This window comes from Dyella sp. AD56 (assembly GCF_002878475.1).
Classification (GTDB): Bacteria; Pseudomonadota; Gammaproteobacteria; order Xanthomonadales; family Rhodanobacteraceae; genus Dyella.
Window position 1 is genome coordinate 111,955 of sequence record NZ_NRDP01000015.1, and the last position, 15,661, is coordinate 127,615.

General features: G+C 63.1%; 14 protein-coding genes. 9 read left to right on the forward strand and 5 right to left on the reverse strand.

The features are described 5' to 3' along the window. Positions 1-4: 4 nt before the first annotated feature. From DyAD56_RS11485 to ubiH, 3 genes are read right to left on the reverse strand one after another with little or no spacing between them, the layout of a single operon-like run. Positions 5-364, reverse strand: a complete 360-nt coding sequence (locus DyAD56_RS11485) for a hypothetical protein (RefSeq protein WP_102302903.1) — start codon at positions 362-364, stop codon at positions 5-7. 17 nt (positions 365-381) lie between these two features. Next, positions 382-1,605 (reverse strand): FAD-dependent oxidoreductase, encoded by a 1,224-nt coding sequence (locus tag DyAD56_RS11490; protein WP_102302904.1) that lies wholly within the window; start codon positions 1,603-1,605, stop codon positions 382-384. Continuing rightward, on the reverse strand, positions 1,602-2,831 hold the full coding sequence (gene ubiH, locus DyAD56_RS11495) for a 2-octaprenyl-6-methoxyphenyl hydroxylase (protein ID WP_102302905.1): 1,230 nt from the start codon (positions 2,829-2,831) through the stop codon (positions 1,602-1,604). The genes DyAD56_RS11490 and ubiH overlap by 4 nt, the downstream gene beginning before the upstream one ends. 102 nt (positions 2,832-2,933) lie before the next feature. Between ubiH and DyAD56_RS11500 the strand changes: the two genes are divergently transcribed. From DyAD56_RS11500 to DyAD56_RS11510, 3 genes are read left to right on the forward strand one after another with little or no spacing between them, the layout of a single operon-like run. Beyond that, on the forward strand, positions 2,934-3,539 hold the full coding sequence (locus DyAD56_RS11500) for a hypothetical protein (protein ID WP_102302906.1): 606 nt from the start codon (positions 2,934-2,936) through the stop codon (positions 3,537-3,539). Positions 3,540-3,544: 5 nt separating this feature from the next. Next, positions 3,545-4,111 carry a cob(I)yrinic acid a,c-diamide adenosyltransferase gene (locus DyAD56_RS11505; RefSeq protein WP_102302907.1) on the forward strand — a complete coding sequence of 189 codons (567 nt, stop codon included), beginning with the start codon at positions 3,545-3,547 and terminating at the stop codon, positions 4,109-4,111. Positions 4,112-4,117: 6 nt separating this feature from the next. Further along, entirely contained in the window at positions 4,118-5,041 is a 924-nt protein-coding gene (locus DyAD56_RS11510; protein WP_102302908.1) for a histone deacetylase family protein, read from the forward strand. A 1-nt stretch (position 5,042) separates the two neighbouring features. On the opposite strand, the gene msrB is transcribed toward DyAD56_RS11510, so the two are convergent. Beyond that, positions 5,043-5,447, reverse strand: a complete 405-nt coding sequence (msrB, locus tag DyAD56_RS11515) for a peptide-methionine (R)-S-oxide reductase MsrB (protein ID WP_102302909.1) — start codon at positions 5,445-5,447, stop codon at positions 5,043-5,045. A gap of 93 nt (positions 5,448-5,540) precedes the next feature. Between msrB and lptD the strand changes: the two genes are divergently transcribed. The 6 genes from lptD (at position 5,541) to DyAD56_RS11545 (ending at position 12,567) form a co-directional block, all read left to right on the forward strand. Continuing rightward, positions 5,541-8,057, forward strand: a complete 2,517-nt coding sequence (gene lptD / locus DyAD56_RS11520) for an LPS assembly protein LptD (protein ID WP_102302910.1) — start codon at positions 5,541-5,543, stop codon at positions 8,055-8,057. A gap of 40 nt (positions 8,058-8,097) precedes the next feature. Next, on the forward strand, positions 8,098-9,444 hold the full coding sequence (locus DyAD56_RS11525; protein ID WP_102302911.1) for a peptidylprolyl isomerase: 1,347 nt from the start codon (positions 8,098-8,100) through the stop codon (positions 9,442-9,444). Between the two features lie 7 nt (positions 9,445-9,451). Further along, a complete protein-coding gene (gene pdxA / locus DyAD56_RS11530; RefSeq protein WP_233202391.1) occupies positions 9,452-10,462 on the forward strand; it encodes a 4-hydroxythreonine-4-phosphate dehydrogenase PdxA in 1,011 nt (336 codons plus the stop codon). Continuing rightward, complete coding sequence (gene rsmA, locus DyAD56_RS11535) at positions 10,459-11,244, forward strand: 16S rRNA (adenine(1518)-N(6)/adenine(1519)-N(6))-dimethyltransferase RsmA (RefSeq protein ID WP_102302913.1); 786 nt, start codon at positions 10,459-10,461, stop codon at positions 11,242-11,244. The genes pdxA and rsmA overlap by 4 nt, the downstream gene beginning before the upstream one ends. A gap of 91 nt (positions 11,245-11,335) precedes the next feature. Beyond that, positions 11,336-11,719 (forward strand): Co2+/Mg2+ efflux protein ApaG, encoded by a 384-nt coding sequence (gene apaG, locus DyAD56_RS11540; RefSeq protein ID WP_102302991.1) that lies wholly within the window; start codon positions 11,336-11,338, stop codon positions 11,717-11,719. Then, positions 11,719-12,567, forward strand: a complete 849-nt coding sequence (locus DyAD56_RS11545) for a symmetrical bis(5'-nucleosyl)-tetraphosphatase (protein WP_102302914.1) — start codon at positions 11,719-11,721, stop codon at positions 12,565-12,567. The genes apaG and DyAD56_RS11545 overlap by 1 nt, the downstream gene beginning before the upstream one ends. A 160-nt stretch (positions 12,568-12,727) precedes the next feature. Here DyAD56_RS11545 and secA read toward each other — a convergent pair whose 3' ends face one another. Continuing rightward, complete coding sequence (secA, locus tag DyAD56_RS11550; protein WP_102302915.1) at positions 12,728-15,463, reverse strand: preprotein translocase subunit SecA; 2,736 nt, start codon at positions 15,461-15,463, stop codon at positions 12,728-12,730. Positions 15,464-15,661 lie beyond the last annotated feature (198 nt).

Genomic DNA, 15,661 nt, shown 5'->3' on the forward strand with positions numbered 1-15,661 from the left:
TAAATCAGCTATTTTTTTCCAGCGCTTGAGCCAGACAAGCGGGACATGCCAAACGAAAACTGCGCTTCATTTTTTGCATGAAGAGGCGATCATTCAATGCCTTCGCTGATCGCGCCCGATCTACCAAGCAAAGCTCCGCCCGATCGTTTGACTTGAGATAGGCCACAACCCGCTCGAAGTCCTGGGCGTCCAAATAAGCGCTGCTTACTCGATGAGCTTCGGCACGATCAGGGCTAAGCGTCCGAATCGGATGGACACTGGCCCCCGCCAGCGATCCTTGGAGTATCAGCGGGCCCAGTGAGGCGCTGACACAGGCCATCTTCCCCAGGGGACCATGTTCCTTGCAAACGTATTTGCCACCCATGTCACTTCCCTGCAGGTCTATAGACCAGCGGCGTGCTTTGCCAGTCTGCGCTTGATGGGTGACAGTTTGTCGATCAGTTTCACCCCGAGACCGCGCGCCGCCACCCATGGCGACGATTGCCATGCGTAGATGCGCGCCAGCGCGTCGAAACCGAGGGCATCGACGGTATCGGCACTGCGCCGGCGACGCGCATACCGGCGCAACACGTGCGCGGCCGCGATATCACTGCCCGCGTCGCGAGCGGCGACCAGCGTGTCGCGCAACTCGGCGACATCGCGCAAACCAAGGTTCACGCCCTGCCCCGCCAGCGGATGCACCGCATGCGCCGCATCGCCGAGCAGTACGAAGCGCTCGGCCTGATAGGTTTCGGCCAGTTGCAGCCGCAACGGGAACGCTGCGCGTGGCGTGGCACCCGTGATGCGGCCAAGGCGGAAGTCGCTGGCCACGCCCAGCTCCCCAAAGAATGCTTCATCGTCCAGCGCGAGCACGCGCTGCGCTTCGTCTTCCGGCAAGGACCACACGATGGAGCTGCGGCCATCGGCCAGCGGCAACAAGGCCAGCGGCCCAGTGTCCAGGAAGCGCTGCCATGCTGTTCCCTCGTGCGGCCGCTCGGTCTGTACGTGTGCAACGACGCCACGTTGGGCGTAATCGCGCCCCTTGGTATCAATGCCCGCCATCGCGCGCAAGGGTGAGGCCGCGCCATCGGCGGCGACCAGCAAACGGGCGGAAACCGCGTCGGTCTCGGCGCCGTTCAAGGACAACTGCACACGGTCTTCAAGCGCCTCATAGCTACTGACCTTTGCAGGGCAAAGGCGACGCACGCCGGCGGCATCCAGCGCCTGCCAAAGCTGCCACTGCACAAGGTTGTTTTCCACGATGTAGCCCAGCAGGTCGCGATCGTCGTCGGCAGCATCGAAATGGATGGCCGAACCACTCGCCGCGTCCCACACGTGCATGTGTGCATAAGGGCTTGCGCGCGAGGTGCGGATGGACGTCCAGACGCCAAGCTCGTGCAGGAGGGCGATCGACGATGGCGCCAGCCCGACCACGCGAAGATCCACATCGTCATTCGCGGACCACGGTGCCGGTGCGCGTGCCTCGATCAGCGCCGTGGCGAACCCGGCACGGGCCAGTGCCAGTGCTGCCGCCGCACCCACCATGCCACCGCCGACTACCGCGATGTCGAGGGCCGGGCCGCGACGACGCGATGATTCGTGGCGAGAAGAAGCCGTCGCGTTCATGGCAAGCGCTCCAGCACGGCCTTGGGCGGCTCGCCGCGAAAACCCATGCCACGACGGGCCATCAGGCGTTGCAGCGGTGGCACGCGATCGAATGCCAGCATGGCCATTGAGCGCAACGGCCCCAGCAGCGGCTGCGGCAGACAGGCCAGTTGCACCAGTCCGTGGCTCATCACCATGGTGCCTTCGCGATCCGGCGCGCGGCGGGCGGCGTAGTTCGCTAGCAGCCCTTCCGCGCCGGGATCGGCAGCACCGGTGAGCAACTCGGCCAACGTGAGCGCGTCGCGCAATCCGAGGTTAAAGCCCTGCGCGCCAATGGGATGCACGGTCTGCGCGGCATTACCGACCAGCACAGCACGTCCAGACACCAGCGAACGAGCGGCGACGCGCTGGATCGCATAAGGATGGCGCTTGCCCGGTCGGCTCAGGCGGCCCAGACGCCAGCCGAATCGCTCCTGCGCCAACGCGACAAAGGCTTCATCGTCCATCGCCTCAACCAACTTGGCCTCATGCTGCGGCACGGTGAGCACCAGTCCGCAGCGGCGACCGGCAAGGGGAAGCAGTGCAATCGGGCCGTTGTCCGCAAAGCGCTCATAGGCACGATGCGCGTGATCGCGCTCCGGCGTCATCGTGCAGACGAACAGAGTCTGCCGGTAATCGTGGCGTTCCGCCTCGATGCCCAGGCGTTCGCGCACGAAGGAGCCCGCGCCATCGGCACCAACCAGCAAGGGGGTGTCGATATCGACTGGCCCTTCGCTGGTTTGGATACGGGCACGCCAACCCTCGGCCAACGGTTCCAGTGACTCGACGCGGGCCGGCGCCAGGCGGCGCAGGCGTGTGCATTCATCGAGCCGACGCAACAACGCCGCACCGAGTTCGCGCGCGGGCAGTGTCCAGCCCATCGCATCGACGCCCTGGCGCGCGGCATCCATCTGCACGCTGCCGAACTCGCCAGCCCGCGTGACGTGGATATGACGGATCGCCGTAGCCTGCGCCTGTGCGTGCTTCCACACGCCAATGGCGGTCAGGCCGTTCACGGTAGATCGAGCCAGCGCCAGATTGCGCTCGTCGTAGCTTGGCTGCTCGCCCACCCGCGGCGCGGCTGCCTCGACCATAACGGCGTCGATGCCCGCAGCGTCCAGGGCGATGGCCAGACTGGCACCAACCAGCCCGCCGCCAACGATGAGCACCGGCTGCCGTGCAGCCGCCTGAAAGGATGAGTTCGTCATGGCGCCGAATCATACGCGCCCGGGGCCTGCCCCATCTGGGCTTCGCGCAATTGCGCTAAACTCAGTCTCTGCTTACGACGCGACCTTATTCTGGAGCAACTCATGGCTAAGACGCAGACCCAGCGCCTGGGCATCTTCCTGGCCCTGGCCGCGGTGATGGCTGCCACGCGCATCCATCTTTCGCTGTTCCATCACGACATCTGGGATGCGTCGTGGGGCATCTTCTTTCTGGCCGGCTTCTGGCTGCGCAGTTCGGCACGCTGGGCGTTCCCCCTGCTGATGGTCGAGGCCGTGCTGGTCGATTACCTGGTCATCAGCAACCAGGGCATCAACTTCTGGGATCACTACTGCGTCTCCGCGGCCTACTGGTTCCTGGTGCCGTCGTATCTCAGCCTGTGGCTGGGTGGTAGCTGGTTGGCCGGACGCAAGCTCGGCTTCAACGCCAGCAGCCTCGCGCTCACCGTCAGCGCCGTACTGGTGAGCTGGCTGGCCTGCTACGTGATCTCCAATGGCAGCTTCTATTGGCTGAGCAACAGTGTGCCGCAGCCGCGCAGCGTCGCCGCGTGGTTCTCCAACATGACTGACTGGTACGGTTTCTTCCTCGAAACCACGGTGCTTTATGTGGCGCTTGGCTTGGTGATGCACGGCCTGGTGGTGCAGTTGTCGCGCCTGCTGGGTCATGCCGATTCCTCCCGGCTGTCGCGCTGATCTCTATGGGTAACCGCCTCTCGAAGATCTACACCCGCACGGGCGATGACGGCAGCACCGGCCTTGGCGATGGCTCGCGCGTAGCCAAGGATTCTCTGCGTGTTTCCGCCTACGGCACAGTAGACGAACTCAACAGCACGCTAGGCATGGTGCTGGCATCCGACGGTGTCGCCGACGATGTGCGGGAAGCGCTGACGCAGGTGCAGCACGATCTGTTCGACCTCGGCGGTGAGCTGTGCATTCCCGGCATGGCGATGGTCCACGACGCTGATATCGAGCGCCTGGAACAGGTGCTCGATGCGTTCAACGACCCGCTGCCGCCGCTTAAAGACTTCATCCTGCCTGGCGGCGGCATGGCGGCCTCTTGCTGCCATCTCGCACGCACCGTGTGCCGCCGCGCCGAACGCGAAGTGATTGGACTTGGGCGTGTGGAGGAAGTGCGTCCCCAGGCGCAGCGTTACCTCAACCGCCTCTCCGACCTGCTGTTCGTCGTGTCTCGCGTGCTGGCCCGCACCAGCGGTCACGGCGAGGTGCTCTGGAATCACGAGCGTCGGCGAAAGCCTCAGGCCTGATCCTCGATGCTGCGGCTCTACACCCACGCCAGTTGTCTGCAGCACGATCCCGGCCCGGCCCAGCCTGAATCCCCGGCCCGCCTTCGCGCCGTCCTGCAGGCACTGGACAGTGATCGCTTCGCCGCGCTCGACCGCATCGAGGCGCCTCGCGCCACGCGCGAGCAATTGCTGCGCGTGCATGCAGCCGAACACGTAGAGCACATTCTCGGCATCGCGCCTCAGGACGGCACAATCCGCCTCGACGAAGACACACTGATGTCGGCCGGCTCGGCCGAAGCCGCGCTACGCGCAGCCGGCGCCGTGGTGGCGGCCGTGGACGCGGTAATGAGCGCCCAGGGCGGCAAGGCATTCTGCGCGGTGCGTCCGCCCGGGCACCACGCCACGCCTGAGCGCGCCATGGGCTTCTGCCTGTTCAACAACGTGGCCGTGGGCGCGGCGCATGCCATGGCCGAGCACGGCCTCAAGCGTGTGGCCATCGCCGACTTCGACGTCCATCACGGCAATGGCACGCAGGACATCTTCGCCCGCGAGCCGCGCGTGCTGTTTATCTCCAGTCATCAGATGCCGCTGTACCCGGAAACGGGGAGCCCTGATGAGCACGGCGTTGGCAATATCGTCAACGCACCGCTATCGCCTGGGGACGGCTCCTATGAATTTCGCGAGTTGTGGGAAGGCGTGCTGATTCCAAGGCTGCACGCCTTTCGGCCACAGCTGCTGCTGGTGTCGGCGGGCTTCGATGCGCATCGCAACGACCCATTGGCCGATCTGCGCCTGGGTAGCGAAGACTACGCATGGATCACCCAGCGGCTGGTCGATGTTGCGCACGCCCATGCCCAGGGCCGGATCGTGTCGACCCTGGAAGGCGGCTACAACCTGCTCGCCCTCTCCACCAGCGTCGCCGCCCACGTAGGCGAACTGCTCGAAGCTTGAATCAATCGCCGGCGGGCACGAAATCCAACGCCACTGAATTGATGCAATAGCGCAAGCCAGTGGGCTTGGGGCCATCCGGAAAGACATGCCCCAGATGCGACTCACATGCGGCACAGCGCGCCTCGGTGCGGCGCATGCCGTGGCTCTCGTCCTGCCGGAGGCCAACAGCTTGACGGGTCAGCGGCTGAAAAAAGCTTGGCCAACCTGAGCCCGAGTCGTACTTGGCCTCGGACGCAAACAGCGGCACCCGGCAAGCCACGCAGACGTAAGTCCCCGCGACCTTGTGGCGGTACCACTTGCCACTGAACGGCGGCTCGGTCGCCGAACACCGGCACACCGCATATTGCTGCGGCGTCAGCTCAGCACGCCACTGGTCATCGCTTTTGGCTGTTTTCTGATCAGTCATGCTGAATCCTGTTCTCGGGGGTGACCCTACCAACTGCCGTCCACGGGGCCTTTCTGCTAGTTTTACGAGCCTCCCAGCCGACAGACTGCCATCGTGACGCCCAAGCTCCCTCCGCGCCACCTGCCCCCTCGCCGCCTGTTGGCGGTTGCCGCCGCCCTCGCCCTGTTCGGTGGCCCGGTCGAGGCACAGTCGGCATTGGATCAGCCCAGCCCGACGGCGCCGACTAACCCCGATCAGCCTTCACCGACGTCTCCGCCGAGCAACGCTCCGCGGTCGACAGTGCCGTCCTGCCCGCTGGGCACGTACCGCTGCCCGCAGCGCCCGCTGAACTACAGCATGTGTCGGCCTAACGCCATGCTGTCGTTCTACGACCCGACGATGAGCAAGGACAGTTCGGTCCGCAACACCTCAAACACATACGTTGTGGCGGAACGCGTGGACAGCTCGAACCAGAGCATCTACCACCTGGAAGGCAACGTGAAGGTGGACCGGGCTGACCAGCGCATTCAGTCGGACGTAACTGACTACAACCAGGACACCACCGACTTCGATGCGCGTGGCAATGTCCGTTACCAGGAAGCCGGGCAGCTCACCTCGTCGGACCATATCCGCGGCAATCAAGATGCCAGTACAGCCATTGCCGACAACGTCGCCTATCAGATGCTGACTAACCGCGGCAACGGCGTGGCGGTGCAGGGCCAGATGCTGGACGACCAGCGTAGCCGCTACTTCGTCGCCACATACTCCACCTGCGACGTGGGCAACCATGTGTGGGAGATCCATGCCAAGGACATCCGCATGGACAAGGAGACTGGCGAGGGCGTGGCGCACAACGCCACGATGTATCTGTACAGCGTGCCGTTCTTCTGGCTGCCGACCTTCTCGTTCCCGATCAACGATGATCGCAAGACCGGCTTCCTGACGCCCTCCTTCGGCAGCTCCAGCCGCTCTGGGTTCACGATCAGCGCGCCGTACTACCTCAACCTGGCGCCCAACTACGACGCCACGCTCGACCCCCGCCTCTATGCCGATCGTGGTGTGATGCTGGCGAGCGAATTCCGCTATCTGGTGCCCGGCAGCTTGGGACAGATCAATTTCGAGTTTCTGCCGCACGACAACGGCCAGAGTGATCCGGACGGCACCGCCAATACCGACGGCAAGAACCGCTGGCTGCTCAAGTACAACGATCACACGCAGATCTATGGGCCGTGGTCGCTCAATATCGGCGTCAATCGTGCATCCGATCGCAACTATCTCCGCGACTTCGGCAGCGATCTCTACACGACATCCGTCGGCCAGTTGACCTCGTCCACCTACATTTCGGGCGGTGGCAAGTGGTGGAACAAGGTGTACTGGAACGCCAGCATCGGCGCGGACTACTACCAGAACGTCGACTACTCGTTACCGGACTCGACCGTGCAGTACAAACGTTGGCCGCGCGCCACGTTCACTGTGGACTACCCGATCAACCGCTGGCTCGATGTCGGCGCCAACACCGAGGCCGTCGCATTCCGCAAGGATGAAGCGGTCGAGGGCAACCGCTTAGACCTGTATCCCTATATCCAGGCCGATTTCCAAGGTGCCGCGTGGTTCGTGAAGCCAAGGGTCGCCTACCGCTATACCGGCTATGACCTGATCGGCAACTACCAACAGTTCGGCTACACCGGGAATGGCCCGAACTACAGTAGCCTACTCGCACCAGGGCAAACCTCACCCTTTACCAACGGCTCCCCCAGCCGCTCGCTACCGATCGTCAGCATCGACAACGGCTTGATCTTTGATCGAAGCACATCGCTGTTCGGCACCAGCTATACGCAGACGCTCGAGCCGCGCCTGTATTACCTATATATCCCGTATCGCAACCAGAACAATATCCCGCTCTTCGACACCAACCTGATGTCGTTCGACACCTGGGAGCTTTTCACGCCTAACACGTATTCCGGCGGGGACCGCCAGATCAACGCGAATAATCTCAGCGCCATGCTGACCACGCGCCTGCTGGACAACAACGGCGTGGAGCGCTTGTCCATCGACTTCGGACAGATCCGCTACTTCACTCAGCAGCGCGTTCAGTTGCCCAACAGCCTCAATACGGTTACGCCCGCCACCAACTGGTCGGGCTCCGACTACGTTATCGACCTGACCAGTCAGCTCAACGACGACTGGAAGGTCACGTCCCAGTATCAGTGGAATCCCAACACCAGTCTCACCGACCTTGGCGCCATCGGCGTGCAGTACCGTCTCAAGACTGATGGCGTCGTCAACTTCTCTTACCGCTATCGTCGACAGCCCGGCTCGGAAACGCCCCTACTGGAACAATACGATGCCTCCGTGGTCTATCCCCTCTCCGACCGCTGGCGCCTGATCGGCCACTGGGCCTACTCAGTACTTGACAAAAAGACTGTGGAGGCCACGGCCGGCGTGCAGTACGACAGCTGTTGCGTGGCGTTGCGCCTGGTGGCCCGCCGTTACGTGAACACCTATGACACCACGACACAGGTTGGCTCGGCCAATACGGCGATCATGTTCGAAGTGCAGTTCAAGGGCATGGGTAACTTCTCCGGTCAGTCGGAAAACATCCTGCGCAATGGTATTCTTGGTTATCAATAACTTCCCTGTCGCCTACGGCGATTGAAGGCCCCGGACTCTGATGAAGCAGCCTCTCGCGTTCTTCCTGCTCGCGGTCGCCACCGCGACCGCCCTGCCCGCTCATGCCCAACTGTTGCCGCAGACGGCTCAGGGCAACCAGCCGCTCGACCGTATCGTGGCGGTGGTGGACGAAGGGGTGATCCTGCAGAGCGAGCTGAACGAGGCCGTGCGTTCGGTCCAGCAACAGTACGCCAGCAATCCGGGCCAGTTGCCCCCGATGGACGTGCTGCAGCGCCAGGTGCTGGATCGCCTCGTCCTGATGAAACTGCAGGTCCAACGCGCCGACGACCAGGGTATCCGCGTGTCTGACGCCGACGTCGACCAGGCAGTGAATGCCGTGGCTCAGCAGAACCACATGACACCGGAACAGCTGCGCGCGGCCGTGGAGGCCGACGGCGGCAGCTTTGCCGCGTTTCGCCACCAGTTGTCCGACCAGTTGGTCGCCCAGCGCCTGCATGACAGCGTGATTCGCGACCAGGTAACCATTACCGATAGCGAAATCAACAACATGCTGGCCAGCCCCACCTACAAGGCGGGCGAGGTCCACCTGGCGCACATCCAGGTCAGCGTACCGGCCGGCGCCAGCGCCGCCGATATCAAGGCAGCCCAGGACAAGGCGACCCAAGCCGTCGACGCCATCAAGGGCGGCATGGACTTCCATGCGGCCGCCATCCGCTATTCGGACGGTCAGGATGCCCTCGAAGGCGGCGACCTTGGCTGGCGTCGCATGGACGAAATCCCGCCGGCATTTGCCGACGCCGTGGGCAACATGAAGCCCGGCGACGTCTCCCCGGCCATGCGCGGTCCGACCGGCTTCCATATCCTGAAGCTGATCGAGCAGCGCCAGCCCAGCCGCCAGGTGGTGCAGGAGTTCCATGCCCGCCAGATCCTGATCCGCCCCAGCGAGCTGATGACGCCGGAGCAGGCCCATCAGAAAGCCGAGGATCTGTATAACCGCCTCGTCAACAAACATGAGGACTTCGCGAAACTGGCGAAGGAGAACTCCAAGGACGACACCACCGCGAACAACGGCGGCGACATGGGCTGGTTCATGCAGAACGACTGGGGCTCCACCATTGCCCAGCACCTGAACGATCTGAAGGACGAGCAGGTTTCGCAGCCGTTCCAGAGCGAAGCTGGCTGGCACATCCTTGAGCGCCTCGGCACCCGCCAAAGCGACCGCACGGACGAGCTGGAGCGCAACCAGGCCCGCCAGGCCATTGGTAACCGCAAGGCCGAGCAGGCGTATGAGGACTACCTGCGCGAGATGCGTTCCGGCGCCTACGTCAACATTCTGGTACCCGAACTGCGCGACCCGAACGCCCAGCAGAGCCAGAAGTCCTCCTGAGGCCACGTTGAACGCCCAGACCCTCCCCCGGCTGGCCATCACCGCAGGTGAGCCAGCGGGGATCGGTCCCGAACTGCTTATCCGATTGGCCGCCACTCCGCTGGCGGCCAATTTCGTTGCAGTCACGGATCGAAACCTGCTGGAGCGCGCCGCCATGCGCTGCGGTCAGCCCGTCCAGCTAATCGACGATGACGGCACCGACATCACGGAGCGCCGACCCGGCCAATTGCGTATCCGGCATATTCCGCTGGATGCCGCAGAGACTCCTGGCACGCCCGACCCAGCCAACGCCCGGCACGTACTCGCCACACTGGCCGAAGCTGCTGACGGCTGCATGAGCGGGCGCTACGCCGCCATCGTCACGGCGCCCTTGCAGAAGTCCTCGATCAACGAAGCCGGCATTCGCTTCAGTGGCCACACGGAGTTCTTCGCCGAGCGCGCCAACGCCGACGTGGTGATGATGCTGGCAAGCCCGGAGCTACGGGTGACACTGGCAACCACACACCTCCCGCTCTCCGCCGTACCGGCATCGATCACCCGCGACGCGCTCGTGCGCGTGCTGCGCATCGTCCATCGCGAACTCCACAATAAATTTGGCCTGCCTGAGCCACGCATCGCCGTACTCGGCCTCAACCCACACGCGGGCGAAGGCGGTCACCTCGGACGCGAAGAACTCGATACCATCATTCCCGCGCTCGACGAACTGCGCGCTCAGGGCATGCGGCTGCTCGGCCCCTTGCCCGCCGATACGGCCTTTGTGCCCTCAATGCGAGAGCGCTATGACGCCGTGCTGGCGATGTATCACGATCAGGCACTGCCGGTACTCAAGAGCGAAGCGTTTGATCGCACGGTGAACCTCACGCTGGGCCTGCCTTTCATTCGCACGTCCGTCGATCACGGCACAGCACTCGATCTCGCCGGCACGGGTCGCGGCGATCCGTCCAGCCTGATCGCAGCAGCGAAGATGGCGCTTGAGCTCGTGGCACGCCGCCGCGTCCATCTGCAAGGAATTTCATGAACGCCCGCCCCAAGAAAAGCTTCGGCCAGCACTTCCTGCACGAGAAGCGCTACATCGAGCGCATCGTCAGCGCGATTTCTCCGCGTCCGGACGACTTCGTGGTGGAGATCGGTCCCGGCGAAGGCGCACTCACGCTTCCTCTACTCGCGGCGGCGGGCAAACTCACGGCGATCGAACTGGACACGGACCTGATCCCTGGCCTGCAGGCACGCGCCGCCAGCGTCGGTGAACTCAACATCATCCACTCCGACGTGCTGAAGGTGGACTTCACTGCACTCGCGCACCGCCACGGCGTGGAACGGCTGCGCGTCGCCGGCAACCTGCCGTATTACATCTCCAGCCCCATCCTGTTCCACTGCGTGGAACACGCGCGTGCGATCCAGGACATGCATTTCATGCTGCAAAAGGAAGTGGTGGACCGGATGGCCGCTGAGCCAGGCAGCAAGGTCTATGGACGCCTTTCGGTCATGTTGCAGCTAGCCTGCCGCGTAGAGCCCCTCTTCGTGGTGCCGCCCGGTGCCTTCCGGCCGCCGCCGAAGGTGGACTCGGCCGTGGTGAGGCTGGTACCGCTGCCCCCTGAGCAGTTGCCCGATGCTGACCCGGAGCGCATTTACGCGATCGTGAAGGCCGCTTTCGCGCAACGTCGCAAGACGTTAAGCAATGCTCTGAAGAATCTCATGGATGCCAACGCGATCATGAGTGCCGACGTCGACCCTAAGGCACGCGCCGAAACACTTTCCCCGCACGATTACGTCCGCCTCGCACGCGTACCCGCCGGCTGATCGACCATCGGCCGTTCGGGGGGGCTTCTCGTATTCAGCGAGTCGCCTGCAAGCTTCACCCATGCGGCACGACAACCCTTACAATCGGGGCATGAATGAACGATCTTCCTACACGATCGACGTGCAGGTCGAACCCCGCTTTGTCCCCGACCAATCCCGTCCCGGCGACAACCGCTATGTTTTCGCCTACACGATCACGCTGCACAATGCGGGCGACGTCGCCGCGCGCCTGCTGACCCGTCACTGGATCATCACCGATTCCAACGGCAAGGTTGAGGAAGTCACTGGCGAAGGGGTCGTCGGCGAACAACCGTGGATCCGTCCCGGCGACCAGTTCGAATACACCTCGGGCGCCGTGCTGGAGACCTCCGTGGGTATCATGCAGGGCAGCTATCAGATGCTGGCCGACGACGGCACGCGCTTCGAAGCGCCGATCCCGCCGTTCACGCTTTCGATTCCGCGCACTCTGCACTGATGGCTACGTACGCAATCGGTGATGTGCAGGGCTGCTATCCCGAACTCCAACGCCTGCTCGACAAGATCCGCTTTGACCCGTCCAGTGATCGCTTGTGGTTCTGCGGCGATCTGGTCAACCGCGGCGGACAATCTCTGCAGACTCTGCGCCTGATCCACAGCCTGCGCGAGCAATCGATCATCACGCTGGGCAATCACGATCTGAGCCTGCTCGCTATCGCGCAACGACGCCCGGAAGCGCAGTCGAAGGTCAATCCCGAACTGCGCGAAGTGCTGTTCGCGGACGATGCGCCGGTGCTACTGGAATGGCTGCGCTCGCAAAAGCTGCTGCATCACGACGAGCAGCTCAACTGGACAATGGTGCACGCGGGCCTCGCCCCGATCTGGACCCTGCGCCAGGCACAGCGATCGGCCCAGGAAATCGAACGGGAACTCGGCAGCCCACGCCACCCGCGCCTGTTGAAGAACCTCTTCGGCAATCGCCCGGCCGCATGGAATAGTCGCCTGCAAGGCGTCGAACGCATGCGTGCCTCGATCAATACGCTCACCCGCATGCGTTACTGCGATATCCAGGGACGTATCGATTTCGAAAGCAAGGGCATACCCGGGACGCAAAAACCTGGCATGTATCCCTGGTTTGAAGTTCCTGGCATGCGCCGGCGCGAGACGCGCATCGTATGCGGGCACTGGTCGGCGCTGGGTCGCTTCGCTGGCCTGGGCATCTATGCCATCGACACCGGATGCGTGTGGGGCGGGCAACTCACTGCCCTGCGACTGGATGTGGAGGAGCCGCAGTATCTGACAGTGGATGCGGAACCATATCGGAAGAAGGTTCCAGGCGGAGATTGAGTCGTCTCGTTGTTGCCGCCCGCTGCGGCGCTGAACTCGATGCTGAGGACCAACACAGTCAATGCACTTCAGCACCGAGCTCTGATGTAACGAACGAAAATCCCGTCTCTCGCCAGCAGCAACGCCAAAAAGAAACCCCGCCGAAGCGGGGTTTCTCGTATCAGTTCAGCTGACCGTGGCAATGCTTGAATTTCTTGCCCGACCCGCAAGGACACGGATCATTGCGGCCCACGCGCGGGCCATCCTGCTCCGGTCCACCCACGGGCGCAGACATGCTCCCGGCAGCCACCGCCTCGGCATCGGCACCAAGCGCCGCGACTGGCGCACCGCCACCACTGGCCAGCATCTGACGCTGCAGGCGGTCGGCAAGACGCTGCTGCTCGGCTTCCATCGCGGCGACTTCTTCTTCGCTGCGAACGCGAACACGCGCCAGCATCTGCACCACTTCGGACTTGATGCGATCAAGCATGCTGGAGAACAGCTCGAACGACTCGCGCTTGAACTCCTGCTTCGGCTGCTTCTGTGCGTAACCGCGCAGATAGATGCCTTGACGCAGGTAATCCATGCTCGCCAGGTGCTCTTTCCACGCGTTATCCACCACGCTCAGCATGATGTGCTTTTCGAGCTGACGCATGGTGTCGCTGCCGATCTGCTGTTCCTTCGCCTTGAACAGCTGCTCCACGGCTTCGCGCACGTGCTCGAGGATCATCTTGTCGTCGATCTCATGCTGCTGATCGACCCAGGTCTTCAGGCTGAGCGACAAACCGAATTCGCTTTCGAGCTCGCGGTCGAGACCGGCGAGGTCCCACTGTTCGTCGATGCTGTCGACCGGCACGTAGCGGCGCACCAAGTCGGTGACCACGTCGTCGCGGATGTCAGCGATGGCGTCCGACACATCGTCCACCACCAGCAGTTCGTCGCGCTGGCTGTAGATCACCTTGCGCTGGTCGTTGGCAACGTCGTCAAACTCCAGCAGGTGCTTGCGGATGTCGAAGTTGTGCTGCTCGACCTTGCGCTGCGCCTTTTCGATCTGGCGGCTGACCATACGGTCTTCCAGCGCATCTTCTTCCTTCATGCCGAACATGCGCATCCAGCGACCGACCCAATCGCCGGCGAAAATACGCAGCAGGTTGTCTTCCAGTGACAGATAGAAGCGCGAGGAGCCCGGGTCGCCCTGGCGACCCGAGCGGCCACGCAACTGGTTGTCGATACGGCGCGACTCGTGGCGCTCAGTGCCCACGATATGGAGGCCGCCAGATTCCAGCACCTTCTCGTGCAGCTTCTTCCACTCGGCCCGGGCCTTGGCCCGCTCGGCGTCGGTCGCCGTTTCCGGCAACGTAGCCAACGCCGCCTCCAGGCTGCCGCCCAGCACGATATCGGTACCACGACCCGCCATGTTGGTGGCAATGGTCACGGAACCCGGCGCGCCCGCCTGGGCCACGATGTGCGCTTCGCGCTCATGCTGCTTGGCGTTGAGTACCTCGTGCGGAATCTTTTCTTTACGCAGCAGATCCGACAACAGCTCGGATACCTCGATGGACGTGGTACCCACCAGCACAGGCTGGCCGCGCTTGTGGCAATCCTTGATGTCCTCGATCACAGCGCCGTACTTGGCCTTCTGGGCAAGGAAAACCATGTCGGGATTATCTTGGCGGATCATCGGCTTGTGGGTGGGGATCACCACCACTTCCAGGCCGTAGATCTGCTGGAACTCGTAAGCTTCCGTATCAGCTGTACCGGTCATGCCGGCCAGCTTCTTGTACATACGGAAAAGGTTCTGGAAGGTGATCGTGGCGAGCGTCTGATTCTCGCGCTGAATCGGCACGCCTTCCTTCGCCTCCACCGCCTGATGCAGACCGTCGGACCAGCGACGGCCCGCCAGCGTGCGGCCGGTGAATTCATCCACGATGATCACCTCGCCGTCGCGAACGATGTAGTCGACGTCGCGGTGGTAGATGGCGTTGGCACGCAGTGCCGCGTTGAGGTGGTGCACGACGGCCAAGTTCTTGGAATCGTACAAGCCGCTATCGGCATCGATCACACCGGCCTGGCGCAGCAGTTCATCAGCGTGCGACATGCCCTCTTCGGACAGGTGCACCTGCTTCTGCTTCTCGTCGACGAAATAATCGCCCGTGCTGTCTTCCTTCTCCTGGCGGATCATCTTCGGGACGATCTTATTCACCGCGAGGTACAACTGCGGAGAATCCTCGGCCGGGCCGGAAATGATCAGCGGGGTGCGCGCTTCGTCGATCAGGATGGAGTCGACCTCGTCGACAATGGCGTAGTGCAGACCGCGCTGGTAGCGCTGGTCCTTGCTGAGCGCCATGTTGTCGCGCAGGTAATCGAAGCCGAATTCGTTGTTGGTGCCGTAGGTAATGTCGGCCGAGTAGGCCGTGTGCTTTTCCGAATGATCCATGCCCGGCCAAACCACACCCGTGGACAAGCCCAGGAAGCCATACAGCTTGCCCATCTGCGCCGAGTCGCGTCGAGCCAAATAGTCGTTCACGGTGACTACGTGCACACCCTTGCCTTCCAGCGCATTGAGGTACACCGGCAGGGTGCCGACCAGGGTCTTGCCTTCACCCGTACGCATTTCGGCGATACGTCCCGAATGCAGCACCATGCCACCGATCATCTGTACGTCGTAATGGCGCATGCCGAGCACGCGCTTGGCGCCCTCGCGCACGACGGCAAAGGCTTCCGGCAGGACCTTGTCCAGCGACTCGCCGGCGGCGATGCGCTGCTTGAACTCGTCGGTCTTGCCGCGCAGGGCGTCGTCACTCAGCTTCTCGAACTCGGGTTCCAGCGCATTGATGCGCGCGACATTCTTGGAGAGCTGGCGCAGCACGCGTTCATTGCGGCTACCGAAAAGGCTCGTCAGGGCACGGTTGAGCATCGATCTTCCGGATCAGGATTCGTGAACGCCTGCCACGGCAAATCCGGGCAGGACGAAAGGATTGATGATACTAGGGTCAGCCGGCTATCCCAAACGCCCTGCCGCCGCAGGTTCCTGCCAGCGTCGCAACGTGGTTCTCCCTGACGGGCGACCACCGCGCACTCCCCTAAATCATCGTCCCGACCATGGAGTGGCGTC

Bases quoted from the DNA above. Each gene is read 5' to 3' on its own strand.
- apaG (WP_102302991.1), top strand. From the start codon at position 11,336: ATGAATGAACGATCTTCCTACACGATCGACGTGCAGGTCGAACCCCGC.
- DyAD56_RS11505 (WP_102302907.1), top strand. From the start codon at position 3,545: ATGGGTAACCGCCTCTCGAAGATCTACACCCGCACGGGCGATGACGGC.
- DyAD56_RS11485 (WP_102302903.1), bottom strand. From the start codon at position 364: ATGGGTGGCAAATACGTTTGCAAGGAACATGGTCCCCTGGGGAAGATG.
- secA (WP_102302915.1), bottom strand. From the start codon at position 15,463: ATGCTCAACCGTGCCCTGACGAGCCTTTTCGGTAGCCGCAATGAACGC.
- DyAD56_RS11490 (WP_102302904.1), bottom strand. From the start codon at position 1,605: ATGAACGCGACGGCTTCTTCTCGCCACGAATCATCGCGTCGTCGCGGC.
- DyAD56_RS11545 (WP_102302914.1), top strand. From the start codon at position 11,719: ATGGCTACGTACGCAATCGGTGATGTGCAGGGCTGCTATCCCGAACTC.
- ubiH (WP_102302905.1), bottom strand. From the start codon at position 2,831: ATGACGAACTCATCCTTTCAGGCGGCTGCACGGCAGCCGGTGCTCATC.
- DyAD56_RS11510 (WP_102302908.1), top strand. From the start codon at position 4,118: ATGCTGCGGCTCTACACCCACGCCAGTTGTCTGCAGCACGATCCCGGC.
- DyAD56_RS11525 (WP_102302911.1), top strand. From the start codon at position 8,098: ATGAAGCAGCCTCTCGCGTTCTTCCTGCTCGCGGTCGCCACCGCGACC.
- msrB (WP_102302909.1), bottom strand. From the start codon at position 5,447: ATGACTGATCAGAAAACAGCCAAAAGCGATGACCAGTGGCGTGCTGAG.
- DyAD56_RS11500 (WP_102302906.1), top strand. From the start codon at position 2,934: ATGGCTAAGACGCAGACCCAGCGCCTGGGCATCTTCCTGGCCCTGGCC.
- rsmA (WP_102302913.1), top strand. From the start codon at position 10,459: ATGAACGCCCGCCCCAAGAAAAGCTTCGGCCAGCACTTCCTGCACGAG.